The following is an 18,728-nucleotide window of genomic DNA, read 5'->3' on the forward strand; positions in this document are numbered from 1 at the left end:
CACTCACGTCATTTCTCCAGGGGTTGCGCGGCGACGCCGTCGTGGAATGCCTCAGTATCCGTTCTTTTTAAAATGAGAGCGCTCTCATTTATATAGAGTAACGACAATACGTGTGCAAACTGAGAGGTGGATCGCAAAAACCGCCCCAGGGCGGCGCTGGGCAAAAAATGCGTGATGCGGTTGGCAAAAAAGTCTTCTGCGCCCATACTTTCCGCAGCAAAATTCAGGGCCGCCTAGGATATGTCCCGTAATTGGGTAAATATAGGTAAATGGCTGGCACTTGCCGATACAGCTCTTTAGAATCAAAGCGCTTTTCCGTTGTTTGTCTCTCAGAGAAAGGACCCGTTAATGTTCAAACGTACTTTAGTGACCTTCGTCGCGCTGTGTTCCCTGACCGCAGTGGCGCCAGCCGCACTCGCCGCCGGTGAGACCCACGTCATGCTGACGACCTCGGCGGGGAATATCGAATTGGCGCTCGACAGCAAGAAGGCACCGGTTTCTACCCAGAACTTCGTCGATTACGTGAACAGCGGGTACTACAACAACACCATTTTCCACCGCGTGATCCCGGGCTTCATGATCCAGGGCGGCGGTTTCACCGCTGACATGCAGCAGAAATCCACCAAGGCGCCAATCAAGAACGAAGCCGACAACGGCTTGCGCAACCTGCGCGGCACCATCTCGATGGCGCGCACCGCCGACAAGGACAGCGCCACCAGCCAGTTCTTCCTCAACGTGGCGGATAACGCCTTCCTGGATCACGGCCAGCGCGACTTCGGTTACGCGGTGTTCGGCAAAGTGGTGAAAGGCATGGACGTGGTGGACAAGATTGCTCAGGTGCCAACCGGCAACGTCGGCCCATACCAGAATGTGCCGACCAAACCGGTGGTGATTCTGTCGGCCAAGGTGCTGCCGTAAATTTTTTGGCCGATCCCGCCGGGGTCGGCCGCTCCTTCCTCGTGAAGCCTTGCCTTCATCACTGTTTTCTCCCGCGCCTCATGCTCTAATCGGCAGACAATAACCAGACCGGAAATCCGGCGTTCGCCCTTTGTTGTCTCTGGATGAGTTGCTGCCATGTATGAATTTAACCAGGTGCTGTTGCTGTTGCAGCAGATGTGCGTCTATCTCGTTATCGCCTATCTGCTGAGCAAAACCCCGCTGTTTATCCCGCTGATGCAGGTGACCATTCGCCTGCCGCACAAGCTGCTGTGCTATGTGATCTTCTCGGTGTTCTGCATCATGGGCACCTATTTCGGGCTGCACATTCAGGATTCGATCGCCAACACCCGTGCGATAGGCGCGGTTCTGGGCGGGCTGCTGGGCGGGCCGTCGGTGGGCTTTCTGGTCGGGCTGACCGGCGGCCTGCATCGCTATACGCTCGGCGGCATGACCGACGTGGCCTGTGCGATCTCCACGGTGTCGGAAGGTCTGGTCGGCGGCATCGTACACAGCATCGCCATGCGCCGCGGGCGCATCGAGCTGCTGTTTAACCCGCTGTTCGTCGGCGGCGTGGCGCTGGTGGCGGAGGTGCTGCAGATGGCGATCATTCTGGCGGTGGCACGCCCTTACGACGAGGCGTTGCAGCTGGTGGAACACATCGCGCTGCCGATGATGATCGCCAATACCGTCGGCGCGGCGATGTTTATGCAAATCCTGCTGGACAGGCGCGCCATGTTCGAGAAGTACACCAGCGCCTTTTCGTCCAAGGCGTTGAAGATCGCCGAGCGCACCGAGGGCATTCTGCGGCAGGGGTTCGATCAGGAAAACAGCATGAAGGTCGCCCGGGTGATTTATCAGGAGCTGGGCATCGGCGCGGTGGCGATCACCGATCGCGACAAGCTGCTGGCGTTCATCGGCATCGGCGACGATCACCACCTGCCGGGCACGCCGATCGCCTCGGTGCATTCGCATCGCGCCATCGACAACAACGAGGTGGTCTATGCCGACGGTAATCAGCTCTCTTACTGCTGCTCGATCAATCCGGCCTGCAAACTGGGATCGACGCTGGTGATCCCGCTGCGCGGCGAAAACCAGCGGGTCATCGGTACCATCAAGCTGTATGAACCGAAAAGCCAGCTGTTCAGCACCATCAACCGGACGCTGGGCGAAGGCATCGCCAGCCTGCTGTCGGCGCAGATCATGGCCGGACAGTACGAGCGCCACAAGCAGCTGCTGGCGCAGTCGGAGATCAAGCTGCTGCATGCGCAGGTCAACCCGCATTTCCTGTTTAATGCGCTGAATACCCTGGTGGCGGTGATCCGTCGCGACGGCGAGCGCGCCTGCGAGCTGGTGCAGTCCCTCTCGACGTTCTTTCGCAAAAACCTCAAACGCTCGGATGACGAAGTCAGCCTGGCGGACGAGATTGAACATGTGAACGCCTATCTGCAGATCGAGAAAGCGCGCTTCGCCGATCGGCTGGAGATCGCGGTATCGCTGCCGGAGGCGCTGTTGGCGGTGCGGCTGCCGGCGTTCTCGCTGCAACCGATCGTCGAGAACGCCATCAAGCACGGCACCTCGCACCTGTTGGGCGTGGGACGCATCGAAATCGGTGCCTGCTGTGAGGGTGAGCATCTGCTGCTGCAGGTGACGGACAACGCCGGGCTGTTCCAGCCGAAACCGAACTGCAGCGGGCTGGGGATGAACCTGGTGGATAAGCGCATTCGCGTGCGCTACGGCGAGGGCTATGGCGTACGGGTGGATTGCCGGCCGGACGCCTACACCCGCATTACGCTCAATGTTCCCATGGAGAGGGCCGCCTGATGTTAAACGCACTGATTGTTGACGATGAACCTTCCGCGCGCGACAACCTGCGCCATCTGCTGGAGGCCGAGGCGGAGATTGCGATTATCGGCGAATGCGCCAACGCCATCGAAGCCATCAGCCAGATCCACCGGCTGCAGCCGGACGTGGTGTTTCTCGATATCCAAATGCCGCGCATCAGCGGGCTGGAAATGGTCGGCATGCTGGATCCCAATCGCATGCCGCACATCGTGTTTCTGACCGCCTACGACGAATACGCGGTGCAGGCGTTCGAGGAGCATGCCTTCGACTATCTGCTGAAGCCGGCGGAGCCGAAGCGGTTGAGCAAAACGCTGCAACGCCTGCGGCAGCGTAGTGCGCCGCAGGACGTGGCGGTGCTGGATGAGAGCGCCGGTTACCTGAAATACATTCCCTGTACCGGCCACAGCCGCATCTATCTGCTGCGGTTCGACGAGGTGCTGGCGATCCGTTCCAAACTGAGCGGGGTATTTGTGGTGCGTAGCGACGGCATGGAGTGTTTCACCGAATTGACGCTGCGCACGCTGGAAAGCCGCACCCCGCTGGTGCGCTGCCATCGGCAGTATCTGGTCAATCTGGAGCAGGTGCGCGAGATCCGCTTCGAAGAGGGCGGCGCGGCGGAGATGATCATGTCGGCCGGCGATCCGGTTCCGGTCAGCCGGCGCTATTTGAAGGCGCTGAAGGAACAACTGGGGCTGCGGGGGTGACTATGCCGGCGGCCACCGGCGGCGAGTATGCACGATGGCCAATATGATGACGCGTTGAGCCGCCAATTCATAGACCAGCAGATAGGACGGGGAGATGACCAGCTCGCGCGTGCCGGCTATCCGACCCGTTTTCCCGCTGGTGGGATGATGCACGAGGCGTGCCGCCGCGTCAGCGATTTTTGCATCATTTTCTGCGGCGGCGGCCGGATTTTTAAGTTCCAACCATTCATAAATCGCCAGACGATCGGCGATGGCGGGTACCGTCCATGTCAGTTTCACAAAAGTCCTTTTGTGTTTTATTGCGTTGATTTAGCTCTGCGTTCGGCGAAATAAGCGGCCACCTCTTCATCGTCGGCGAACTTGCCTTCACGCAACGCCTTGCGGCTCACCTCGACCTTTTCCTTTAACCACTGGTCGTACTCTTCCTGCTGCGCCTGGCGGCTGACAAACTCGCGCATGAAATCGCGCAACAGTTGCGAAGCCGTGCGATCGGCGGCCTTTGCCGCGCTGGCGAAAGCGGTTTTTAACTCGTCATCCACGCGGATTACCACGGTAGATTCAGACATGGTATTTACCTCGTATATACAGCGTAATGCTCACTATAGCACTGGTGCTTTATTGTTCAAGCAAAGACGCTCTGACGTTAAGCGCAATCTGAATTCATCAGGCCCCGACGGCGCTCATTTTGTTTGTCCTTGACGGGGTTACGCGGCACTTATAGCTTTATTGCATCCACAGGCGCGTTTCGCGCCGCGTCAGCGTCAAAGGAACAGAAAATGAGTGAACCACGGATTATCGCCAAAGCGATGAAAGACGGAAAACCGGAACAGGATCTGGTGATTTTGCCGGCGTTGGCCAACCGCCACGGCTTGATCACCGGGGCAACCGGCACCGGCAAGACGGTGACGCTGCAGAAAATGGCCGAACAGTTCTCACGCATCGGCGTGCCGGTGTTCCTGTCGGATGTGAAGGGCGATCTGTCCGGCATCGGCGCCGAGGGCGTGCCTTCCGAAAAACTGCAGGCGCGTCTGGCGGCGATCGGCGTTACCGACTGGCAACCGCAGGCTTGCACCATTATCCCGTGGGATATTTACGGCGAAAAAGGCCACCCGATCCGCGCCACGATTTCCGATCTCGGGCCGTTGCTGCTGGGGCGCCTGCTGGATCTGAACGAGGTGCAAAGCGGCGTGCTGCAGCTGGTGTTCAAAATCGCCGATGACAATGCGCTGCTGCTGCTGGATATGAAAGACCTGCGCGCCATGGTGCAGTTCGTCGGCGATAACGCCAAACAATTCCAGACCCAGTACGGCAATATCTCTACCGCGTCGATCGGCGCCATCCAGCGTGGATTGCTGACGCTGGAAGAACAGGGTGCCAACCAGTTCTTCGGCGAGCCGATGCTGGACATCAACGATCTGATGAAAACCGACGCCAACGGTCACGGCGTGATCAACCTGCTGGCGGCGGACAAGCTGATCAATCAGCCGAAGCTGTATTCGGTGTTCCTGCTATGGCTGCTGGCCGAGCTGTTTGAACACCTGCCGGAAGTGGGCGATCCCGAACAGCCGAAGCTGGTGTTCTTCTTCGATGAAGCGCACCTGCTGTTCAACGACGCGCCGGCGGCGCTGCTGACCAAGATCGAACAAGTGGTGCGCCTGATCCGCTCCAAAGGCGTCGGCATTTACTTCGTCACCCAGAACCCGCTGGACATTCCGGACAGCGTATTGGGCCAATTGGGCAACCGCGTACAGCATGCTTTGCGCGCCTTTACCCCGCGCGATCAGAAAGCGGTGAAGACGGCGGCGCAAACCCTGCGCGCCAACCCGGCCTTCGATGCCGAAACGGCGATCACCGAGCTGGGCGTGGGCGAAGCGCTGGTGTCGTTCCTCGACGAGAAGGGCCGCCCGAACGTGGTGGAGCGGGCGATGGTGATCGCGCCGGAATCCAAGATGGGCATGCTTGGCGCGGAAGGGCTGAACAGCGCAATCAACAAGTCGCCGCTGTATGGCCGCTATGAGGATATGATCGATCGCGAGTCCGCCTACGAGAAGCTGTCGTCGGGTGGATTTGCCACCGTCGGCACCCCGCAGCAGGGGCAGCAACCGCAGGCGCAACAGCAACAACAGCAGGCGGGCGGCGGCCTGATGGACGGCCTGAACGAGCTGCTGTTCGGTTCCACCGGCCCGCGCGGCGGCAAGCGCGACGGCATCGTCCAGACCGCCGCCAAGAGCATGGCGCGCGATCTCGGCCGCCAGATCCTGCGCGGCGTGCTGGGGTCGATCACCGGCGGCCGTAAAAAGTAAGCGGAAATTATCGTCGGCAGCGGCGGGTTAAATCAGTAAACTGTGGCGGCATTTTTCTCTGCCGGACCTAACATGCTGCTGCTGATCGATAACTACGACTCCTTTACCTATAACCTTTACCAGTACTTCTGCGAATTGGGCGCCGAGGTGCTGGTGAAGCGCAACGATGAGCTGCAGCTGGCCGATATCGAGCGGCTGGCGCCGCAGCATCTGGTGATTTCCCCTGGCCCCTGTACCCCGAACGAAGCGGGTATCTCGCTGGCCGCCATTCGACATTTCGCCGGCAAACTGCCGATCCTCGGCGTGTGCCTGGGGCATCAGGCGCTGGGGCAGGCGTTCGGCGCCGAGGTGGTGCGCGCCCGTGCGGTGATGCACGGCAAAACCTCGGCCATTCGTCACCTGGGCGTCGGCGTGTTTCGCGGCCTGAGCGATCCATTGACCGTGACCCGTTACCACTCGCTGGTGCTGAAAGCCGAGACGCTGCCGGACTGTTTTGAAGTGACCGCCTGGAGCGAGCGCGACGGCGTGCGTGATGAGATCATGGGCATTCGCCACCGCACTTTGGCGTTGGAAGGCGTGCAGTTCCATCCGGAAAGCGTGCTCAGCGAGCAGGGCCACCAGCTGCTGGATAATTTCCTCAAGCGTTAATACTTTCGCGTTTTTTCGCCCGTCAGGCGTTTTGCGTTTGCGCTTGATTGGTTTTTTATGCATATTTCGTGATTATGTTTTCAATCTGACATCGAAATAGCGCTGAAAAACCTTCGGGGTGGAGCCGAAAATGACTGACAAATTCGCAGTGAGCCGCAGCACCTTTGACCAGGTTATCCTGCCTGTTTATGCACCTGCCCAGTTCGTGCCGGTGCGCGGCAAAGGCAGCCGGGTCTGGGATCAGCAGGGAAAAGAGTACATCGATTTTTCCGGCGGCATCGCGGTAACGGCGCTGGGACATTGTCACCCGGCGCTGGTCGACGCGCTCAAACGTCAGGGGGAAACCCTGTGGCATACCAGCAACGTCTTCACCAATGAACCGGCGCTGCGTCTGGCGAGTAAACTGATCGACGCCACCTTCGCCGATCGGGTGTTCTTCGCCAACTCCGGCGCGGAGGCCAACGAGGCGGCGTTCAAGCTGGCGCGCCATTACGCCATCACCCGCCACAGCCCATACAAAACCAAAATCATCGCCTTCTATAACGCGTTTCACGGCCGCACGCTGTTCACCGTTTCGGTGGGCGGGCAGGCTAAATACTCCGACGGGTTCGGGCCGAAGCCGGCCGACATTGTGCACGTGCCGTTTAACGATCTGGCGGCGGTGAAAGCGGTGATGGACGACCATACCTGCGCGGTGGTGATGGAGCCGATTCAGGGTGAGGGCGGCATTACGCCGGTCGACGCCGGCTTCCTCAAAGGCGTGCGCGAGCTGTGCGACCAACATCAGGCGCTGCTGGTGTTCGACGAAGTGCAGAGCGGCATGGGGCGCAGCGGCAAGCTGTTCGCCTACATGCATTATGGCGTGACGCCGGACATTCTCACCACCGCCAAGGCGCTGGGCGGCGGTTTCCCGGTCAGCGCCATGCTGACCACCGAAGAGATCGCGTCGGTGATGCAGGTGGGCACTCATGGCACTACCTACGGCGGCAACCCGCTGGCCTGCGCGGTGGCGGAGGCGGCGCTGGATGTGATCAATACGCCGGAGGTGTTGAGCGGCATTGAGCAGCGCCATGCGCTGTATGTGCAGGCTTTGCAGAATATCGGCGATAAATACGGTATTTTCACCGCCATTCGCGGTATGGGGTTGCTGATTGGCGCCGAACTGACGCCGCATTATCACGGCAGAGCGCGTGACTTCCTCACCGCCGCCGCTGCGCGTGGGCTGATGATCCTCAACGCCGGGCCGAACGTGATTCGTTTCGCGCCGTCGCTGGTGGTGGAGCTGCAGGATATCGAAGCCGGCATGGTGCTGTTCGAGCTGGCGGTGCAGGACGTGATCAACGCCTGAAGCCCGTGCGGCGAATAACGGGGCGCGGCATGCCGCGCCCTTATTGATCGCGCAGTTTGCGCTTGAGCCAGATGCCGTGGTGCGGGCGCTGGCGCCAGGCCAGCGACGAAATGGTATGCATCACGCTCAGGTGCGACAAAATGCGCCGCAAATGACGTTCCATCTCGGTGACGGGCATGTCCGGATGCAGATCTGGCGGCTGCATGATGCCGCTGTTGTCGCTGCTCGGGCCGTCGTATTCCAACCGCTGCTGGCAGCTTTGCAGCGCAATTTCACAGGTTTGCAGATAGGCTTCCGCCAGTTTCGGCGTCAGCATGTAGTGCTCGCGCGCCAAAATGGTCATGGCGTTCAGGTGTTCGACGATGAACTGGCTGTGCGTGACCCACAGCCGCATGTCCGCCAGATAGTTCGACGCGAACCCCGGCTCCTGCATCGCCTGATTGAGCGAGGTGAACAGCGCGTTGTGCGCCTGGTTGACCTGCATGCGGGTATAGGCCAATGCGGTGGCGTCCGGTTCCGGTTGCTTCAGCATCAGTCGCAGCGCGGCCTGATCGTTCTCCAGTGCCTGATGGGCATTCTTGCGCAGCAGCCCGCTTTGCCACTGCGGCCACAGCCAAATGGTGCCGCCGAACGCCAGCACGCAGCCTATCAGCGTATCGATCAGACGCGGCACCAGAAAATGCGAGCCGTTCAGCGCCAGCAGCTGCAGGGTGTAAACCGCCGTGACCGTAAAGCCAATCACCGACAGCCCGTAATTCTTGCGCGAAACCAGGTAGGCCAGCAGCGTGATCACCAGCATGATGCTCAGCGTTTCTCCTTCCGGCAGCTGCAGCTGCAACAGCCCGGCCGCCAGCAATAGCCCGGCAATCGTGCCCAGCGCACGGTGCTGAATACGCACCCGGGTGGCGTTATAGCCGTTTTGACTCACCAGCATGATGGTGAGCAGGATCCAGTAAGGCTTCGGCAGGTTGAAAACCGCACCCAGGCTGCTGCCGACCGCCAGCGTCACCCCCAGCCGCGCGGCGTTGCGCAGGGCGGTGGATTTGAACGACAGGTAGCTGGCCAGCGCCGGCCAAAACGGCAGGCGGTGCTGGCCGGGCATCAGGTCGCGGCGGTACAGCGGATGCTGGGTGCGCAGCAGGCGAGCGATGCGGCTGAAGTGGTAATAACAAAACTGGCCGACCGGGTTATCGGGATGCTGCGCCGCCATTTTTTCCAGCGCCGCCAGTTCGTGGCTCATGGAGAAGCGCTTCGAATGTTGATGGTAGAGAATATCGTGCGCCACCACGCGCAGCCGGCCGGCGATCACCTGAGCGTTGCGGCGAATGATCGCTTCGGCCTGGCTCTGCTCCACCAGTTTTTGCACCTCCTCCGGCAGATGCAGGCTGACGGTGATGTGCTCCTGCAGATCCATCGCCACCTGAAAGGCGCGCTGCAGGCGCTTTTGTTCGAGGTTGTTGGCGTGCGGCAGGAAATTGAGCTGTTGGTATAAAAGGCTGATCAGATCCATCACCTTTTGCTGGCGCACCAGCAGCGGCGGCAGCGCGGTTTGCGGGTCGGTGTGTTGGGTCAGCAGCGAATACTTGGCTTCGAAGTAGTCCGCCAGTTCCAGATAAAGCTGGCTCAACGTCTCGCGCATCGGCTGCTCTTTCCACAGTTTGAACCAGAACCAGGTGAATAAGCCGTACCAGGCGGTGCCGATCGCGTACAGCAGCGGCGCCTGCCAGATTGGTACCGTGCCAGCCATGCTGAGAGCGAAGATGGCGGCCACCAGCGCCGCCGGCAACAGCCGGGCGTGCAGCGGGCTGATTTCGCCAGTGACGCCGAGCAACAGCGCCAGACCCAGCATCAGTGCCGGCAGCGGCAGATGCCACAGCAGGGCCTGTTGCAGCAGCAGGCTGCTGAGGGCGAACAGCGCACCGCCGACGATCAGCCGTTTAAAGAAGCGCTTATGCGGCGTGTCGAGACCGGCGATATTGCAGCAGGCGGGCACCAGAGAGAACATCAGGCCGAGCTGCAGTTGGCCGATCAGCAGGCCGAACAGCACCGGCAAGCACAACACCAGCGTTTGTCGCAGTGCGTAATTGACTTCCGGGTGGTAGATCAGACGACGCCACATGGCAGCGAGCAGATAAAAAACGGCGCAGATTGCGCCGTTTTTTCAGGGATTAACGGGTGCCGTAGACGACAATGGTTTTGCCGTGGGCGGAAATCAGATTTTGGTCTTCCAGCATTTTCAGAATACGGCCAACGGTTTCGCGCGAGCAGCCGACGATCTGGCCGATTTCCTGACGGGTGATTTTGATCTGCATGCCGTCCGGGTGAGTCATGGCGTCGGGTTGCTTCGCCAGATTCAGCAAGGTTTGCGCGATGCGGCCGGTAACGTCCAGGAAGGCGAGGTTGCCCACTTTTTCGGAAGTGACCTGCAGGCGGCTCGCCATTTGGGCGGACAGACGCATCAGGATGTCCGGGTTCACCTGGATCAGCTGGCGGAATTTCTTGTAGGAAATTTCGGCCACTTCACAGGCGGTTTTCGCGCGAACCCAGGCGCTGCGCTCCTGGCCCTCTTCGAACAATCCGAGCTCGCCGATGAAATCCCCCTGGTTGAGGTAGGACAAGATCATCTCTTTACCTTCTTCATCCTTGATCAGCACCGCGACGGAGCCTTTCACGATGTAGTAAAGCGTTTCGGCCTTTTCACCTTGGTGAATCAGCGTACTCTTCGATGGATATTTGTGGATATGGCAATGAGACAGGAACCATTCGAGAGTAGGGTCTGTTTGCGGTTTGCCGAGAACCATTCGCTGTTATCCTCTGTTGTTATCGCTGCCTTGTGTCACAGGGGTCAGAGTTCCCTGTAAAACCCGCCTGTAGCCGCTGTTATGAGCGAGGGCTACCGGCAAGTTTTGAGGCGTGTCATAAAAATACGCTGTCGCTCTAGCATATTAACTTGCCGTAAGCGCTGCAAGCTACATTCTGTTAACATACCGGTAAAGGAGCCTTTCTCTGGGCGTTTCCCTGAAATGCAGTGTCCCGGAAAGATTTATTGCGGCTCTGTTTGTAGCACAGAGTAAGGCGGGTGTCTCGTGTTGTCTCGCTTCAGCATGATTAGCATCAGGTTACGTTGCCTGTTTCTATGCGAAAGCGTACTCTGATTTTAAGAAATCAACCGGAGTGACCAGAATGCAGGCAAGAGTTAAATGGGTGGAAGGGTTAACGTTTTTGGGTGAATCGGCCTCCGGCCATCAGGTACTGATGGACGGCAACGCCGGCGATAAAGCGCCCAGCCCGATGGAGATGGTGCTGATGTCGGTAGGCGGCTGCAGCGCGATCGACGTGGTGTCCATCCTGCAAAAAGGGCGCAATGACGTGCGCGATTGCGAGGTGAAGCTGACCTCCGAGCGCCGCGAAGAAGCCCCGCGGCTGTTCACCCATATCAACCTGCACTTCATCGTCACCGGTCAGGATCTGACCGACAAGATCGTAGAGCGAGCGGTGAACCTGTCGGCGGAGAAATACTGCTCGGTGGCGCTGATGCTCAACAAAGCCGCTACGGTGACCCACAGCTTCGAGATCCGCCAGCCGGCGTAATCGAGACGGAGCGCGGCCAGCCGCCGCGCTCAATGCGCTTATTCGATCTTCTTGCCTTCCAGCAGCCGCTGCACCAGCGGCGCCATGATCAGCTCCATCGCCAACCCCATCTTGCCGCCCGGCACCACCAGCGTATTGATGTGCGAAATAAACGATCCTTGCAGCATCGCCAGCAAATAGGGGAAGTCTATCTGATCCAGCCCGCGGAAGTGGATCACCACGAAGCTTTCATCCAGTGACGGAATGGCCTTGGCGGCGAACGGGTTGGAGGTGTCCACCGTCGGCACGCGCTGGAAGTTGATGTGGGTGCGCGAGAACTGCGGCGTGATGTAGTTGATGTAGTCTTCCATCGAACGCACCACCGAATCCATTACCGCTTCGCGGGAGTGGCCGCGCTCGCCGGTATCGCGGATCAGCTTCTGGATCCATTCCAGGTTGACGATCGGCACCACGCCGACCAGCAGATCGACATGTTTGGCCACGTCATGGTGCTCGGTGACCACGCCGCCGTGCAGCCCCTCGTAGAACAGCACGTCGGTCGGCGCCGGCAGCGGCTCCCACGGGGTGAAGGTGCCCGGCACCTGATTGTATGGCACCGCTTCGTCGTAGGTGTGCAGGTACTTGCGCGAACGGCCGGTGCCGTTCTTGCCGTAGTCGATAAAGCTTTGCTGCAGCAGGCCGAAGTCGTTGGCCTCGGGGCCGAAATAGCTGATGTGTCTGCCCAGATCGCGCGCCTTGCGGATCGCCGCGTCCATCTCCGGCCGGGTATAGCGGTGGAAACTGTCGCCCTCCAGCTCGGCGGCGCGAATGTTGAGCTGCTGGAAGATTTTGCGGAACGCCACGCTGGTGGTGGTGGTGCCGGCGCCGCTGGAACCGGTCACCGCGATAACGGGATGTTTGGCAGACATGGTGGTTGTCACTCCGTGTTGAATGCGCCGGCGTCAGGGGATTATTGTGGCTCTTGTTGACGCTCTCTATGTCAGGAAAAAATGGTGCGCGCTGGTTTGCAATGCCCCATTGTTACCTGATTTTTTCCGTCAGTCATAGAACCGAGCGCCACTAAATTTCTTCCTGCCCGGCGCGGAACTGGCCGCGCGGCATGATGTTGACGCTCTCGTGCAGTTCCGACCACACCAGCACCACGTCGCCGTTTTTCAGCTGGCGGCGCACGTCCTCCACCTTCTGCTCCAGCGAGCGCTCGTGCTCGCCATAATCGGTGCCTTCGCGCAGTACAAAGGATTCGATCAGGCTATTCAGGGTATCGGTTGTCAGCTCTTGCCAGGGAATGATCACGTCGGGATGTCCAGATAAGGGGAAAGCCAGGCCGGAATGCGATGCTCCAGCCACATGTGCGGTTTTTTCAGCGTGCCGCCGACGAAGCCGACGTGGCCGCCGTACTCGGTCAACTGGTATTCGATATTGCGCGGCAGGCCGGCGACGTCGGGGATCACCTCATGGGTCATGAAGGGATCGTCCTTCGCATGGATGATCAGCAGCGGCGTCTGGACAGCCGGCAACAGCGGCAGGGCGCTGCAGCGGCGATAATAGTCGATAGCGTCGCTGAAGCCGTGAATGCGCGAGGTGATGGCGTCGTCGAATTCGCGGATGCGCCGCAGGCCGTTAAGCTGTGACAGCTTGAGCGGCAGGGTGTCCGGGTAGTGCAACAACTTACGGGTGGCGTTTTGTTTCAACTGCCCCAGCAGGTAGCGCTGATAAACGCGAGAGAAGCCTTGCTCCATGCGATAGGCGCAGGGCTCCAGCATCAGCGGTGCCGAGACCACCACCGCCGCCTGCAGCAGGCTGTCGGCGCCTTGCTGCGCCAGATAGCAGGCCAGCATGTTGCCGCCGAGCGAAACGCCTACCGCCGCGGTCGGCACCTCGCCGTAGCTGTCGCGCAGCCAGCGCAGGAAGAAGCGCGCGTCTTCGGTTTCACCGGAGTGGTAGATGCGCTGCTTGCGGTTGGGCACGCCGCTGCAGCCGCGAAAGTGCATCACCACGCCGAGCCAGCTGCGCTCGCGCCAGGCGTTGAGCAGGCCGTGCGCGTAGGGGCTGTAGAAGCTGCCTTCCAGGCCATGAAACAGCACTGCGCGCGGTTTGTCGCGCGCCTGCGCCGGATCCTCGCTCCAGGCGAGATCGACGAAATCGCCGTCGGGCAATTCCAGCCGTTGCCAATGCGGTTTCAATAACACGCGGCGGCGCACCAGCCGCGGCAACAGCGTTTGCAGGTGCGGATTACTGGCCCCGGTCAGGGGGCGAAAGACGTCATGCATAGGCTGAGTAAAAATGTTGTTGGCGACTATTGTGAGATCCCAGACGCACTGTTAGCTTCAATACCAATAACTAACAATGATACTGCAAAAAAGCGCCTTGGGTGAGGAGCACCCGTGCCATGGAACCGAGTTTATTCCTGTCGATGCTGGGCTTCCTGTGGGTGGCCGCCATCACGCCTGGCCCCAATAACCTGCTGCTGACTACCTCCGGCGCGAACTTTGGCTTTATGCGATCGCTGGGGCTGATGATCGGCATCATGCTCGGCATGCAAAGCATTTTGCTGTTGGTGGCCTTCGGCGTCGGCAGCCTGATCCTGGTCTATCCGTCGCTGCACCTGATCCTGAAAATCCTCGGCAGCCTGTACCTGCTGTGGCTGGCGTGGAAAGTGGCCACCGCCGCCTATGAAAAGCTGGAAACCGAGGTGGCGCCGCCGCAGCCGGTGCGGCTTTATCAGGGCTGGCTGCTGCAGTTCCTCAACCCGAAAGCCTGGCTGATGGCGTTGGGCGCGGTGGCGAGTTTCAGCCTGGCGGGCGACAGGTATAACGGTTCCATTGCGGCGATTGCGCTGGGCATTTTGGCGGTGAACATCGTCGCCGGCATTATCTGGCTGGCGTTCGGCACCGTGATCGGCCGCCTGCTGCACAGCAAAAAAGCCTGGGTTATCTTCAACGTTTCCATGGGGTTGTTGACTGCAGCCTGTGTGTTACTGATCTGGCATTAAGGAGCGAACGATGGCGGAAAACTATTATCACGTGGTCGCCTTTACCGGCGAAGGGCTGCGCGGCAACCCGGCCGGGGTCTGTCTGCTGACGCAGCCGCTGCCGACGGAGCGGCTGCAGGCGATCGCCAACGAGATCGGTCTGCCGGAAACCAGCTTTGTCTGGGATGATGGCGACATGACTGCCATTCGCTGGTTTACCCCGGAACGCGAGGTCGATCTTTGCGGCCACGGCACGCTGGCGGCGGCGCATGTGATGTTCAGCGCGGTTAACCCGGCGCTGCAGGATATTCGCTTCCGTTCGGCCAGCGGCGAGCTGTTCGTCAAGCGCGATGCGCAGGACCGGGAGCGGCTGGTGCTTGATTTCCCCGCCCGGCCGCCGCAGAAAGTCGCCGAGCCGGCGGGCCTTTCGGCGCTGTTGGGCGTGCAGCCGCAAGAAGTGTGGCAGGCGAAAGCGCTGCTGGTGGTGGTGGAAAACGAGGCGCAGGTGCGCGCGCTGCGGCCGGACATTCCCGCGCTGATCGCACTGGCCGGGCGGGCGGTGATCGTCACCGCGCCGGGTAACGTCGTGGACTTTGTTTCGCGCTATTTCACCCTCGACGGCGGCGAGGATCCGGTCACCGGCTCCGCACATTGCACGCTGATGCCTTACTGGACGGCGCGTCTCGGCCGCCATCGCTTGCATGCCCGGCAGATCTCGGCGCGCGGCGGTGAGCTGTTCTGCGAACTGCAAGGGGACCGCACGCTGCTTGGGGGCTATGCTCACGTGTTCTTGCGCGGGACGATCGCGCTGTAATTTACTCTAATATTACTTAAGGTAATAAAGAAGACTTTTTTATTCTTTTATCGCCCGTCATCGCTCAGATAAAACTGTCAGCAACTGAACAGATTTTTATCAACGGAGCGGAACATGGCGGGCAAACTCTTTTCCTTACGCAACGCGGCGCTGTTGGCGTTGTCGCTCAGCGCGGCCAGCGCCTACGCGGTGGACGTGACCGTGGCGTATCAGACGTCGGCGGAACCGGCCAAGGTGGCGCAGGCGGAAAACAGCTTCGCCAAACAATCCGGCGCGACCGTCGACTGGCGTAAGTTCGACAGCGGCTCCAGCGTGCTGCGCGCGCTGGCCTCCGGCGACGTGCAGATCGGCAATATCGGCTCCAGCCCACTGGCGGTGGCCGCCAGCCAAAAACTCCCCATCGAAGTGTTCCTCATCGCCTCGCAGCTCGGCAGCTCCGAAGCGCTGGTGGTGAAGAATGACATCAAAAGCCCGCAGGATCTGATCGGCAAGCGCATCGCGGTGCCGTTTATCTCCACCACCCATTACAGCCTGCTGGCTTCGCTCAAACATTGGGGCATCAAGCCTGAGCAGGTGAAGATCCTCAATCTGCAGCCGCCGGCCATCGCCGCCGCCTGGCAGCGCGGCGACATCGACGGCGCGTACGTCTGGGCGCCGGTGGTCAATGAACTGGCCAAGCAGGGCAAGGTGCTGACCGACTCCGCGCAGGTAGGTGAATGGGGCTCGCCGACGCTGGACGTGTGGGTGGTGCGCAAGGACTTCGCCGAGAAACATCCCGACGTGGTGACCGCCTTTGCTGCCAGCGCGCTGCAGGCGCAACAGGCCTACCTGGCGGCGCCGGAACAGTGGCTGAAAGATCCGAACCATCTCAGCACGCTGGCGCGCCTGAGCGGCGTGCCGCAAGCGCAGGTGCCGGAGTTGGTGAAGGGGAACCGTTATCTGCCGGTGGCGGATCAGGTTGCCCAGCTCGGCCAGCCGGTGGATAAGGCGATCCGCGATACCGCCGAATTCCTCAAGCAGCAGGGCAAGATCCCGCAGGTCGACAGCGACTACAGCGCGTATGTGACCGACCGTTTTGTGAAACAGGTGCAGGCTGCGCCGCAGTCGTAAGGAAGCAGGATGCTAAACGTCAATCATCTTTCAGCAGAGTATCAGGGGCGGCCGGCGCTGCGCGACGTGTCGTTCCAGATCGCCGCCGGGCAACTGGTGGTGGTGCTCGGCCCGTCGGGCTGCGGCAAGACCACGCTGCTGAATTTGATCGCCGGGTTTATCGAGCCTTCAGCTGGCAGCATCACGCTGGATGGAACGCCCGTTCACGGCCCGAGCGCCGAGCGGGGCGTGGTGTTCCAGCATGAGGGCTTACTGCCGTGGCGCAACGTGGTGGACAACGTCGAATTCGGCCTGCAGTTGGCTGGCGTCGGCAAGGCGCAGCGTCGCCAGGTAGCAGAGCAGATGCTGCAGCGCGTGGGGCTGGCCGGTTACGAACGGCATTTTATCTGGCAGCTTTCCGGCGGCATGCGTCAACGCGTCGGCATCGCCCGCGCCCTGGCCGCCGATCCGCGCCTGCTGTTGCTGGACGAGCCGTTCGGCGCGCTGGACGCGTTCACCCGCGAGCAGATGCAGGAGCTGTTGTTGACCATCTGGCGCGACACCGGCAAGCAGGTGCTGCTGATCACCCACGATATCGAAGAGGCGGTGTTCCTCGCCAGCGAGCTGCTGCTGTTGTCGCCGGGGCCGGGGCAGGTGGTGGAGCGGCTGTCGCTGAACTTCGGCCAACGCTATGCCGACGGCGAAGCCTGCCGCGCGATTAAGTCCGACCCTGAATTTATCGCGCAGCGCGAATACGTGCTGGGCAAAGTTTTCCAACAGCGCGAGGCCTTGCTATGAGCCTGCATTCCACTCTGAAGGCCGCGGCGCAGCCGCAGGACAAGCCGGTACGCCGTTTCAGCGTACCGCGCAACGTTTGGCTGAGCGGCGCCACGCTGTTGACGGTATTGATCGTCTGGTGGGGCGTGACGGCGCTGCAGCTGATCAGCCCGCTGTTTTTGCCGGCGCCGCAGCAGGTGCTGCACCAGCTGATCACCATCGCCAGCCCGCAGGGCTTTATGGACGCCACGCTGTGGCAGCATCTGGCGGCCAGCCTGGGACGCATTTTGGTGGCGCTGTTGGCAGCGGTGATCGTCGGCATTCCGGTGGGCATCGCCATGGGGCTGAACGACACGGTGCGCGGCATCCTCGATCCGCTGATTGAGATCTATCGTCCGGTGCCGCCGCTGGCCTATCTGCCGCTGATGGTGATTTGGTTCGGCATCGGCGAAACCTCGAAGATCTTGCTGATTTATCTGGCTATCTTCGCACCGGTGACGCTCTCCGCCGTGGCCGGTGTGCGCAGCGTGGCGCAGGTGCGGGTGCGCGCCGCCCGCGCGTTGGGCGCTACGCGCTGGCAGGTGCTGCGTTTCGTGGTGTTGCCGAGCGCGCTGCCGGAGATCCTGACCGGCATTCGCATCGGGCTGGGCGTCGGTTGGTCGACGCTGGTGGCCGCCGAACTGATCGCCGCCACGCGCGGCCTGGGATTTATGGTGCAATCCGCCGGTGAGTTTCTGGCGACCGACGTAGTGTTGGCCGGCATCGGCGTGATTGCGGTGATTGCTTTTGGTCTGGAGCTGGGGCTGCGCGCCCTGCAGCGTCGATTGACCCCGTGGCATGGAGTACAGCAATGAACGAACGTCTGAATATCACCCCGCTGGGGCCTTACATCGGGGCGCTGGTGGAAAACGTTGAATTAGCCCGGCCGCTGGGCGACGGCCAGTTTGAACAGCTCTATCATGCGCTGCTGAAGCATCAGGTGCTGTTCTTCCGCAATCAGCCGATCACGCCGCTGCAGCAGCGCGATCTGGCCGGCCGCTTCGGCGATCTGCATATCCATCCGGTCTATCCGCACGCTACCGACGTGGAAGAGATCATCGTGCTCGATACCCACGACGACAACCCGCCGGACAACGATAACTGGCACACCGACGTGACCTTTATCGAAAACCCGCCGCTGGGGGCGATCCTGGCGGCCAAGACCTTGCCTTCCACCGGTGGCGATACGCTGTGGGCCAGCGGCATCGCCGCCTACGAGGCGCTGTCGACGCCGTTCAGAACGCTGTTGGCGGGGCTGCGCGCGGAGCATGACTTCACCAAGTCGTTCCCGGAGCACAAGCATCGCGGCAGTGACGAGGAACATCAGCGCTGGCAACAGGCGGTGCAGAAAAACCCGCCGCTGCTGCATCCGGTGGTGCGCACCCACCCGGTCAGCGGCCGGCAGGCGCTGTTCGTCAATGAAGGATTCACTACGCGAATCGTCGATCTGGCGCCGAAGGAGAGCGACGCTTTACTGAATTTCCTGTTTGCTCACATCACCAAACCGGAGTTTCAGGTGCGCTGGCGCTGGCAGGAGAATGACGTGGCGATCTGGGATAACCGCGTGACGCAACACTACGCCAACGCGGATTATCTGCCGCAGCGGCGCATCATGCACCGCGCGACCATTCTGGGGGATAAACCTTTTTACAAGGCCTGAGGC

The 18,728-nt window shown here is 60.8% G+C and carries 21 protein-coding genes; 13 read left to right on the forward strand and 8 right to left on the reverse strand.

From position 1 onward, the window contains the following. Positions 1–8: 8 nt before the first annotated feature. Positions 9–206 (reverse strand): hypothetical protein, encoded by a 198-nt coding sequence (locus AC6BYQ_RS18970; protein ID WP_019456146.1) that lies wholly within the window; start codon positions 204–206, stop codon positions 9–11. A 142-nt stretch (positions 207–348) separates the two neighbouring features. Here AC6BYQ_RS18970 and ppiA point away from each other — a divergent pair, with 142 nt between their 5' ends. From ppiA to btsR, 3 genes are all read left to right on the forward strand, one after another. After that, a complete protein-coding gene (gene ppiA, locus AC6BYQ_RS18975; protein WP_019456145.1) occupies positions 349–918 on the forward strand; it encodes a peptidylprolyl isomerase A in 570 nt (189 codons plus the stop codon). A 156-nt stretch (positions 919–1,074) separates the two neighbouring features. Next, complete coding sequence (locus AC6BYQ_RS18980; RefSeq protein WP_019456144.1) at positions 1,075–2,760, forward strand: sensor histidine kinase; 1,686 nt, start codon at positions 1,075–1,077, stop codon at positions 2,758–2,760. Then, positions 2,760–3,485, forward strand: coding sequence for a two-component system response regulator BtsR (gene btsR, locus AC6BYQ_RS18985; RefSeq protein WP_019456143.1), 726 nt, complete (start codon positions 2,760–2,762; stop codon positions 3,483–3,485). Before AC6BYQ_RS18980 ends, btsR begins: the two co-directional genes overlap by 1 nt. Here the strand turns inward: btsR and AC6BYQ_RS18990 are convergent, their stop codons facing one another. Both AC6BYQ_RS18990 and AC6BYQ_RS18995 read right to left on the reverse strand, forming a co-directional pair. Then, complete coding sequence (locus AC6BYQ_RS18990) at positions 3,486–3,764, reverse strand: type II toxin-antitoxin system RelE/ParE family toxin (protein ID WP_015379287.1); 279 nt, start codon at positions 3,762–3,764, stop codon at positions 3,486–3,488. It lies immediately after the preceding gene. Positions 3,765–3,781: 17 nt separating this feature from the next. Next, positions 3,782–4,051 carry a hypothetical protein gene (locus AC6BYQ_RS18995; protein ID WP_004930356.1) on the reverse strand — a complete coding sequence of 90 codons (270 nt, stop codon included), beginning with the start codon at positions 4,049–4,051 and terminating at the stop codon, positions 3,782–3,784. A 210-nt stretch (positions 4,052–4,261) separates the two neighbouring features. Between AC6BYQ_RS18995 and AC6BYQ_RS19000 the strand changes: the two genes are divergently transcribed. From AC6BYQ_RS19000 to argD, 3 genes are all read left to right on the forward strand, one after another. Next, a complete protein-coding gene (locus AC6BYQ_RS19000) occupies positions 4,262–5,788 on the forward strand; it encodes a helicase HerA-like domain-containing protein (protein ID WP_019456142.1) in 1,527 nt (508 codons plus the stop codon). Positions 5,789–5,860: 72 nt separating this feature from the next. Further along, positions 5,861–6,436 (forward strand): aminodeoxychorismate synthase component II, encoded by a 576-nt coding sequence (locus tag AC6BYQ_RS19005; protein ID WP_063918426.1) that lies wholly within the window; start codon positions 5,861–5,863, stop codon positions 6,434–6,436. A 130-nt stretch (positions 6,437–6,566) separates the two neighbouring features. Beyond that, positions 6,567–7,784 carry a bifunctional acetylornithine/succinyldiaminopimelate transaminase gene (gene argD / locus AC6BYQ_RS19010; protein ID WP_498057356.1) on the forward strand — a complete coding sequence of 406 codons (1,218 nt, stop codon included), beginning with the start codon at positions 6,567–6,569 and terminating at the stop codon, positions 7,782–7,784. A gap of 40 nt (positions 7,785–7,824) precedes the next feature. On the opposite strand, the gene AC6BYQ_RS19015 is transcribed toward argD, so the two are convergent. Both AC6BYQ_RS19015 and crp read right to left on the reverse strand, forming a co-directional pair. Next, the gene (locus tag AC6BYQ_RS19015) at positions 7,825–9,903 is read right to left on the reverse strand and encodes a YccS/YhfK family putative transporter (RefSeq protein ID WP_498057357.1); all 2,079 of its coding nucleotides are present in this window, start codon (positions 9,901–9,903) and stop codon (positions 7,825–7,827) included. 49 nt (positions 9,904–9,952) lie between these two features. Next, positions 9,953–10,585 (reverse strand): cAMP-activated global transcriptional regulator CRP, encoded by a 633-nt coding sequence (crp, locus tag AC6BYQ_RS19020; RefSeq protein ID WP_004090925.1) that lies wholly within the window; start codon positions 10,583–10,585, stop codon positions 9,953–9,955. 382 nt (positions 10,586–10,967) lie between these two features. Between crp and AC6BYQ_RS19025 the strand changes: the two genes are divergently transcribed. Further along, positions 10,968–11,375 carry an OsmC family protein gene (locus AC6BYQ_RS19025; protein ID WP_004930372.1) on the forward strand — a complete coding sequence of 136 codons (408 nt, stop codon included), beginning with the start codon at positions 10,968–10,970 and terminating at the stop codon, positions 11,373–11,375. A gap of 38 nt (positions 11,376–11,413) precedes the next feature. Here the strand turns inward: AC6BYQ_RS19025 and AC6BYQ_RS19030 are convergent, their stop codons facing one another. The 3 genes from AC6BYQ_RS19030 to AC6BYQ_RS19040 all read right to left on the reverse strand — a co-directional run bounded on the left by AC6BYQ_RS19030 (position 11,414) and on the right by AC6BYQ_RS19040 (position 13,645). Further along, a complete protein-coding gene (locus AC6BYQ_RS19030; protein WP_004930374.1) occupies positions 11,414–12,283 on the reverse strand; it encodes a phosphoribulokinase in 870 nt (289 codons plus the stop codon). 151 nt (positions 12,284–12,434) lie between these two features. Then, positions 12,435–12,668 carry a YheU family protein gene (locus AC6BYQ_RS19035; RefSeq protein ID WP_019456138.1) on the reverse strand — a complete coding sequence of 78 codons (234 nt, stop codon included), beginning with the start codon at positions 12,666–12,668 and terminating at the stop codon, positions 12,435–12,437. Beyond that, positions 12,665–13,645, reverse strand: a complete 981-nt coding sequence (locus tag AC6BYQ_RS19040; RefSeq protein WP_498057358.1) for a hydrolase — start codon at positions 13,643–13,645, stop codon at positions 12,665–12,667. The genes AC6BYQ_RS19035 and AC6BYQ_RS19040 overlap by 4 nt, the downstream gene beginning before the upstream one ends. A 119-nt stretch (positions 13,646–13,764) precedes the next feature. Here AC6BYQ_RS19040 and AC6BYQ_RS19045 point away from each other — a divergent pair, with 119 nt between their 5' ends. The 6 genes from AC6BYQ_RS19045 to tauD all read left to right on the forward strand — a co-directional run bounded on the left by AC6BYQ_RS19045 (position 13,765) and on the right by tauD (position 18,725). Then, positions 13,765–14,367 (forward strand): LysE family translocator, encoded by a 603-nt coding sequence (locus AC6BYQ_RS19045; RefSeq protein WP_063918409.1) that lies wholly within the window; start codon positions 13,765–13,767, stop codon positions 14,365–14,367. 10 nt (positions 14,368–14,377) lie between these two features. Continuing rightward, positions 14,378–15,160, forward strand: coding sequence for a PhzF family phenazine biosynthesis protein (locus AC6BYQ_RS19050; protein ID WP_197668290.1), 783 nt, complete (start codon positions 14,378–14,380; stop codon positions 15,158–15,160). Positions 15,161–15,274: 114 nt separating this feature from the next. Further along, positions 15,275–16,270, forward strand: a complete 996-nt coding sequence (gene tauA / locus AC6BYQ_RS19055) for a taurine ABC transporter substrate-binding protein (RefSeq protein ID WP_154747832.1) — start codon at positions 15,275–15,277, stop codon at positions 16,268–16,270. A gap of 9 nt (positions 16,271–16,279) precedes the next feature. Then, positions 16,280–17,047, forward strand: coding sequence for a taurine ABC transporter ATP-binding subunit (gene tauB / locus AC6BYQ_RS19060; protein ID WP_019456133.1), 768 nt, complete (start codon positions 16,280–16,282; stop codon positions 17,045–17,047). Next, positions 17,044–17,880, forward strand: a complete 837-nt coding sequence (gene tauC / locus AC6BYQ_RS19065; protein ID WP_019456132.1) for a taurine ABC transporter permease TauC — start codon at positions 17,044–17,046, stop codon at positions 17,878–17,880. The genes tauB and tauC overlap by 4 nt, the downstream gene beginning before the upstream one ends. Continuing rightward, a complete protein-coding gene (tauD, locus tag AC6BYQ_RS19070; RefSeq protein WP_063918410.1) occupies positions 17,877–18,725 on the forward strand; it encodes a taurine dioxygenase in 849 nt (282 codons plus the stop codon). The genes tauC and tauD overlap by 4 nt, the downstream gene beginning before the upstream one ends. The last annotated feature ends 3 nt before the right edge of the window (positions 18,726–18,728 follow it).

This window comes from Serratia sp. LTN-2, from assembly GCF_059740205.1.

What these genes read in the sequence shown, in the direction of transcription:
- ppiA (WP_019456145.1), top strand. Translation starts at nt 349, where the DNA reads ATGTTCAAACGTACTTTAGTGACCTTCGTCGCGCTGTGTTCCCTGACC.
- tauD (WP_063918410.1), top strand. Translation starts at nt 17,877, where the DNA reads ATGAACGAACGTCTGAATATCACCCCGCTGGGGCCTTACATCGGGGCG.
- tauC (WP_019456132.1), top strand. Translation starts at nt 17,044, where the DNA reads ATGAGCCTGCATTCCACTCTGAAGGCCGCGGCGCAGCCGCAGGACAAG.
- AC6BYQ_RS19015 (WP_498057357.1), bottom strand. Translation starts at nt 9,903, where the DNA reads ATGTGGCGTCGTCTGATCTACCACCCGGAAGTCAATTACGCACTGCGA.
- AC6BYQ_RS19030 (WP_004930374.1), bottom strand. Translation starts at nt 12,283, where the DNA reads ATGTCTGCCAAACATCCCGTTATCGCGGTGACCGGTTCCAGCGGCGCC.
- AC6BYQ_RS19005 (WP_063918426.1), top strand. Translation starts at nt 5,861, where the DNA reads ATGCTGCTGCTGATCGATAACTACGACTCCTTTACCTATAACCTTTAC.
- argD (WP_498057356.1), top strand. Translation starts at nt 6,567, where the DNA reads ATGACTGACAAATTCGCAGTGAGCCGCAGCACCTTTGACCAGGTTATC.
- crp (WP_004090925.1), bottom strand. Translation starts at nt 10,585, where the DNA reads ATGGTTCTCGGCAAACCGCAAACAGACCCTACTCTCGAATGGTTCCTG.
- AC6BYQ_RS18980 (WP_019456144.1), top strand. Translation starts at nt 1,075, where the DNA reads ATGTATGAATTTAACCAGGTGCTGTTGCTGTTGCAGCAGATGTGCGTC.
- AC6BYQ_RS18995 (WP_004930356.1), bottom strand. Translation starts at nt 4,051, where the DNA reads ATGTCTGAATCTACCGTGGTAATCCGCGTGGATGACGAGTTAAAAACC.
- AC6BYQ_RS19045 (WP_063918409.1), top strand. Translation starts at nt 13,765, where the DNA reads ATGGAACCGAGTTTATTCCTGTCGATGCTGGGCTTCCTGTGGGTGGCC.
- AC6BYQ_RS19025 (WP_004930372.1), top strand. Translation starts at nt 10,968, where the DNA reads ATGCAGGCAAGAGTTAAATGGGTGGAAGGGTTAACGTTTTTGGGTGAA.
- tauA (WP_154747832.1), top strand. Translation starts at nt 15,275, where the DNA reads ATGGCGGGCAAACTCTTTTCCTTACGCAACGCGGCGCTGTTGGCGTTG.
- AC6BYQ_RS19040 (WP_498057358.1), bottom strand. Translation starts at nt 13,645, where the DNA reads ATGCATGACGTCTTTCGCCCCCTGACCGGGGCCAGTAATCCGCACCTG.
- AC6BYQ_RS18970 (WP_019456146.1), bottom strand. Translation starts at nt 206, where the DNA reads ATGGGCGCAGAAGACTTTTTTGCCAACCGCATCACGCATTTTTTGCCC.
- AC6BYQ_RS19050 (WP_197668290.1), top strand. Translation starts at nt 14,378, where the DNA reads ATGGCGGAAAACTATTATCACGTGGTCGCCTTTACCGGCGAAGGGCTG.
- btsR (WP_019456143.1), top strand. Translation starts at nt 2,760, where the DNA reads ATGTTAAACGCACTGATTGTTGACGATGAACCTTCCGCGCGCGACAAC.
- AC6BYQ_RS19000 (WP_019456142.1), top strand. Translation starts at nt 4,262, where the DNA reads ATGAGTGAACCACGGATTATCGCCAAAGCGATGAAAGACGGAAAACCG.
- tauB (WP_019456133.1), top strand. Translation starts at nt 16,280, where the DNA reads ATGCTAAACGTCAATCATCTTTCAGCAGAGTATCAGGGGCGGCCGGCG.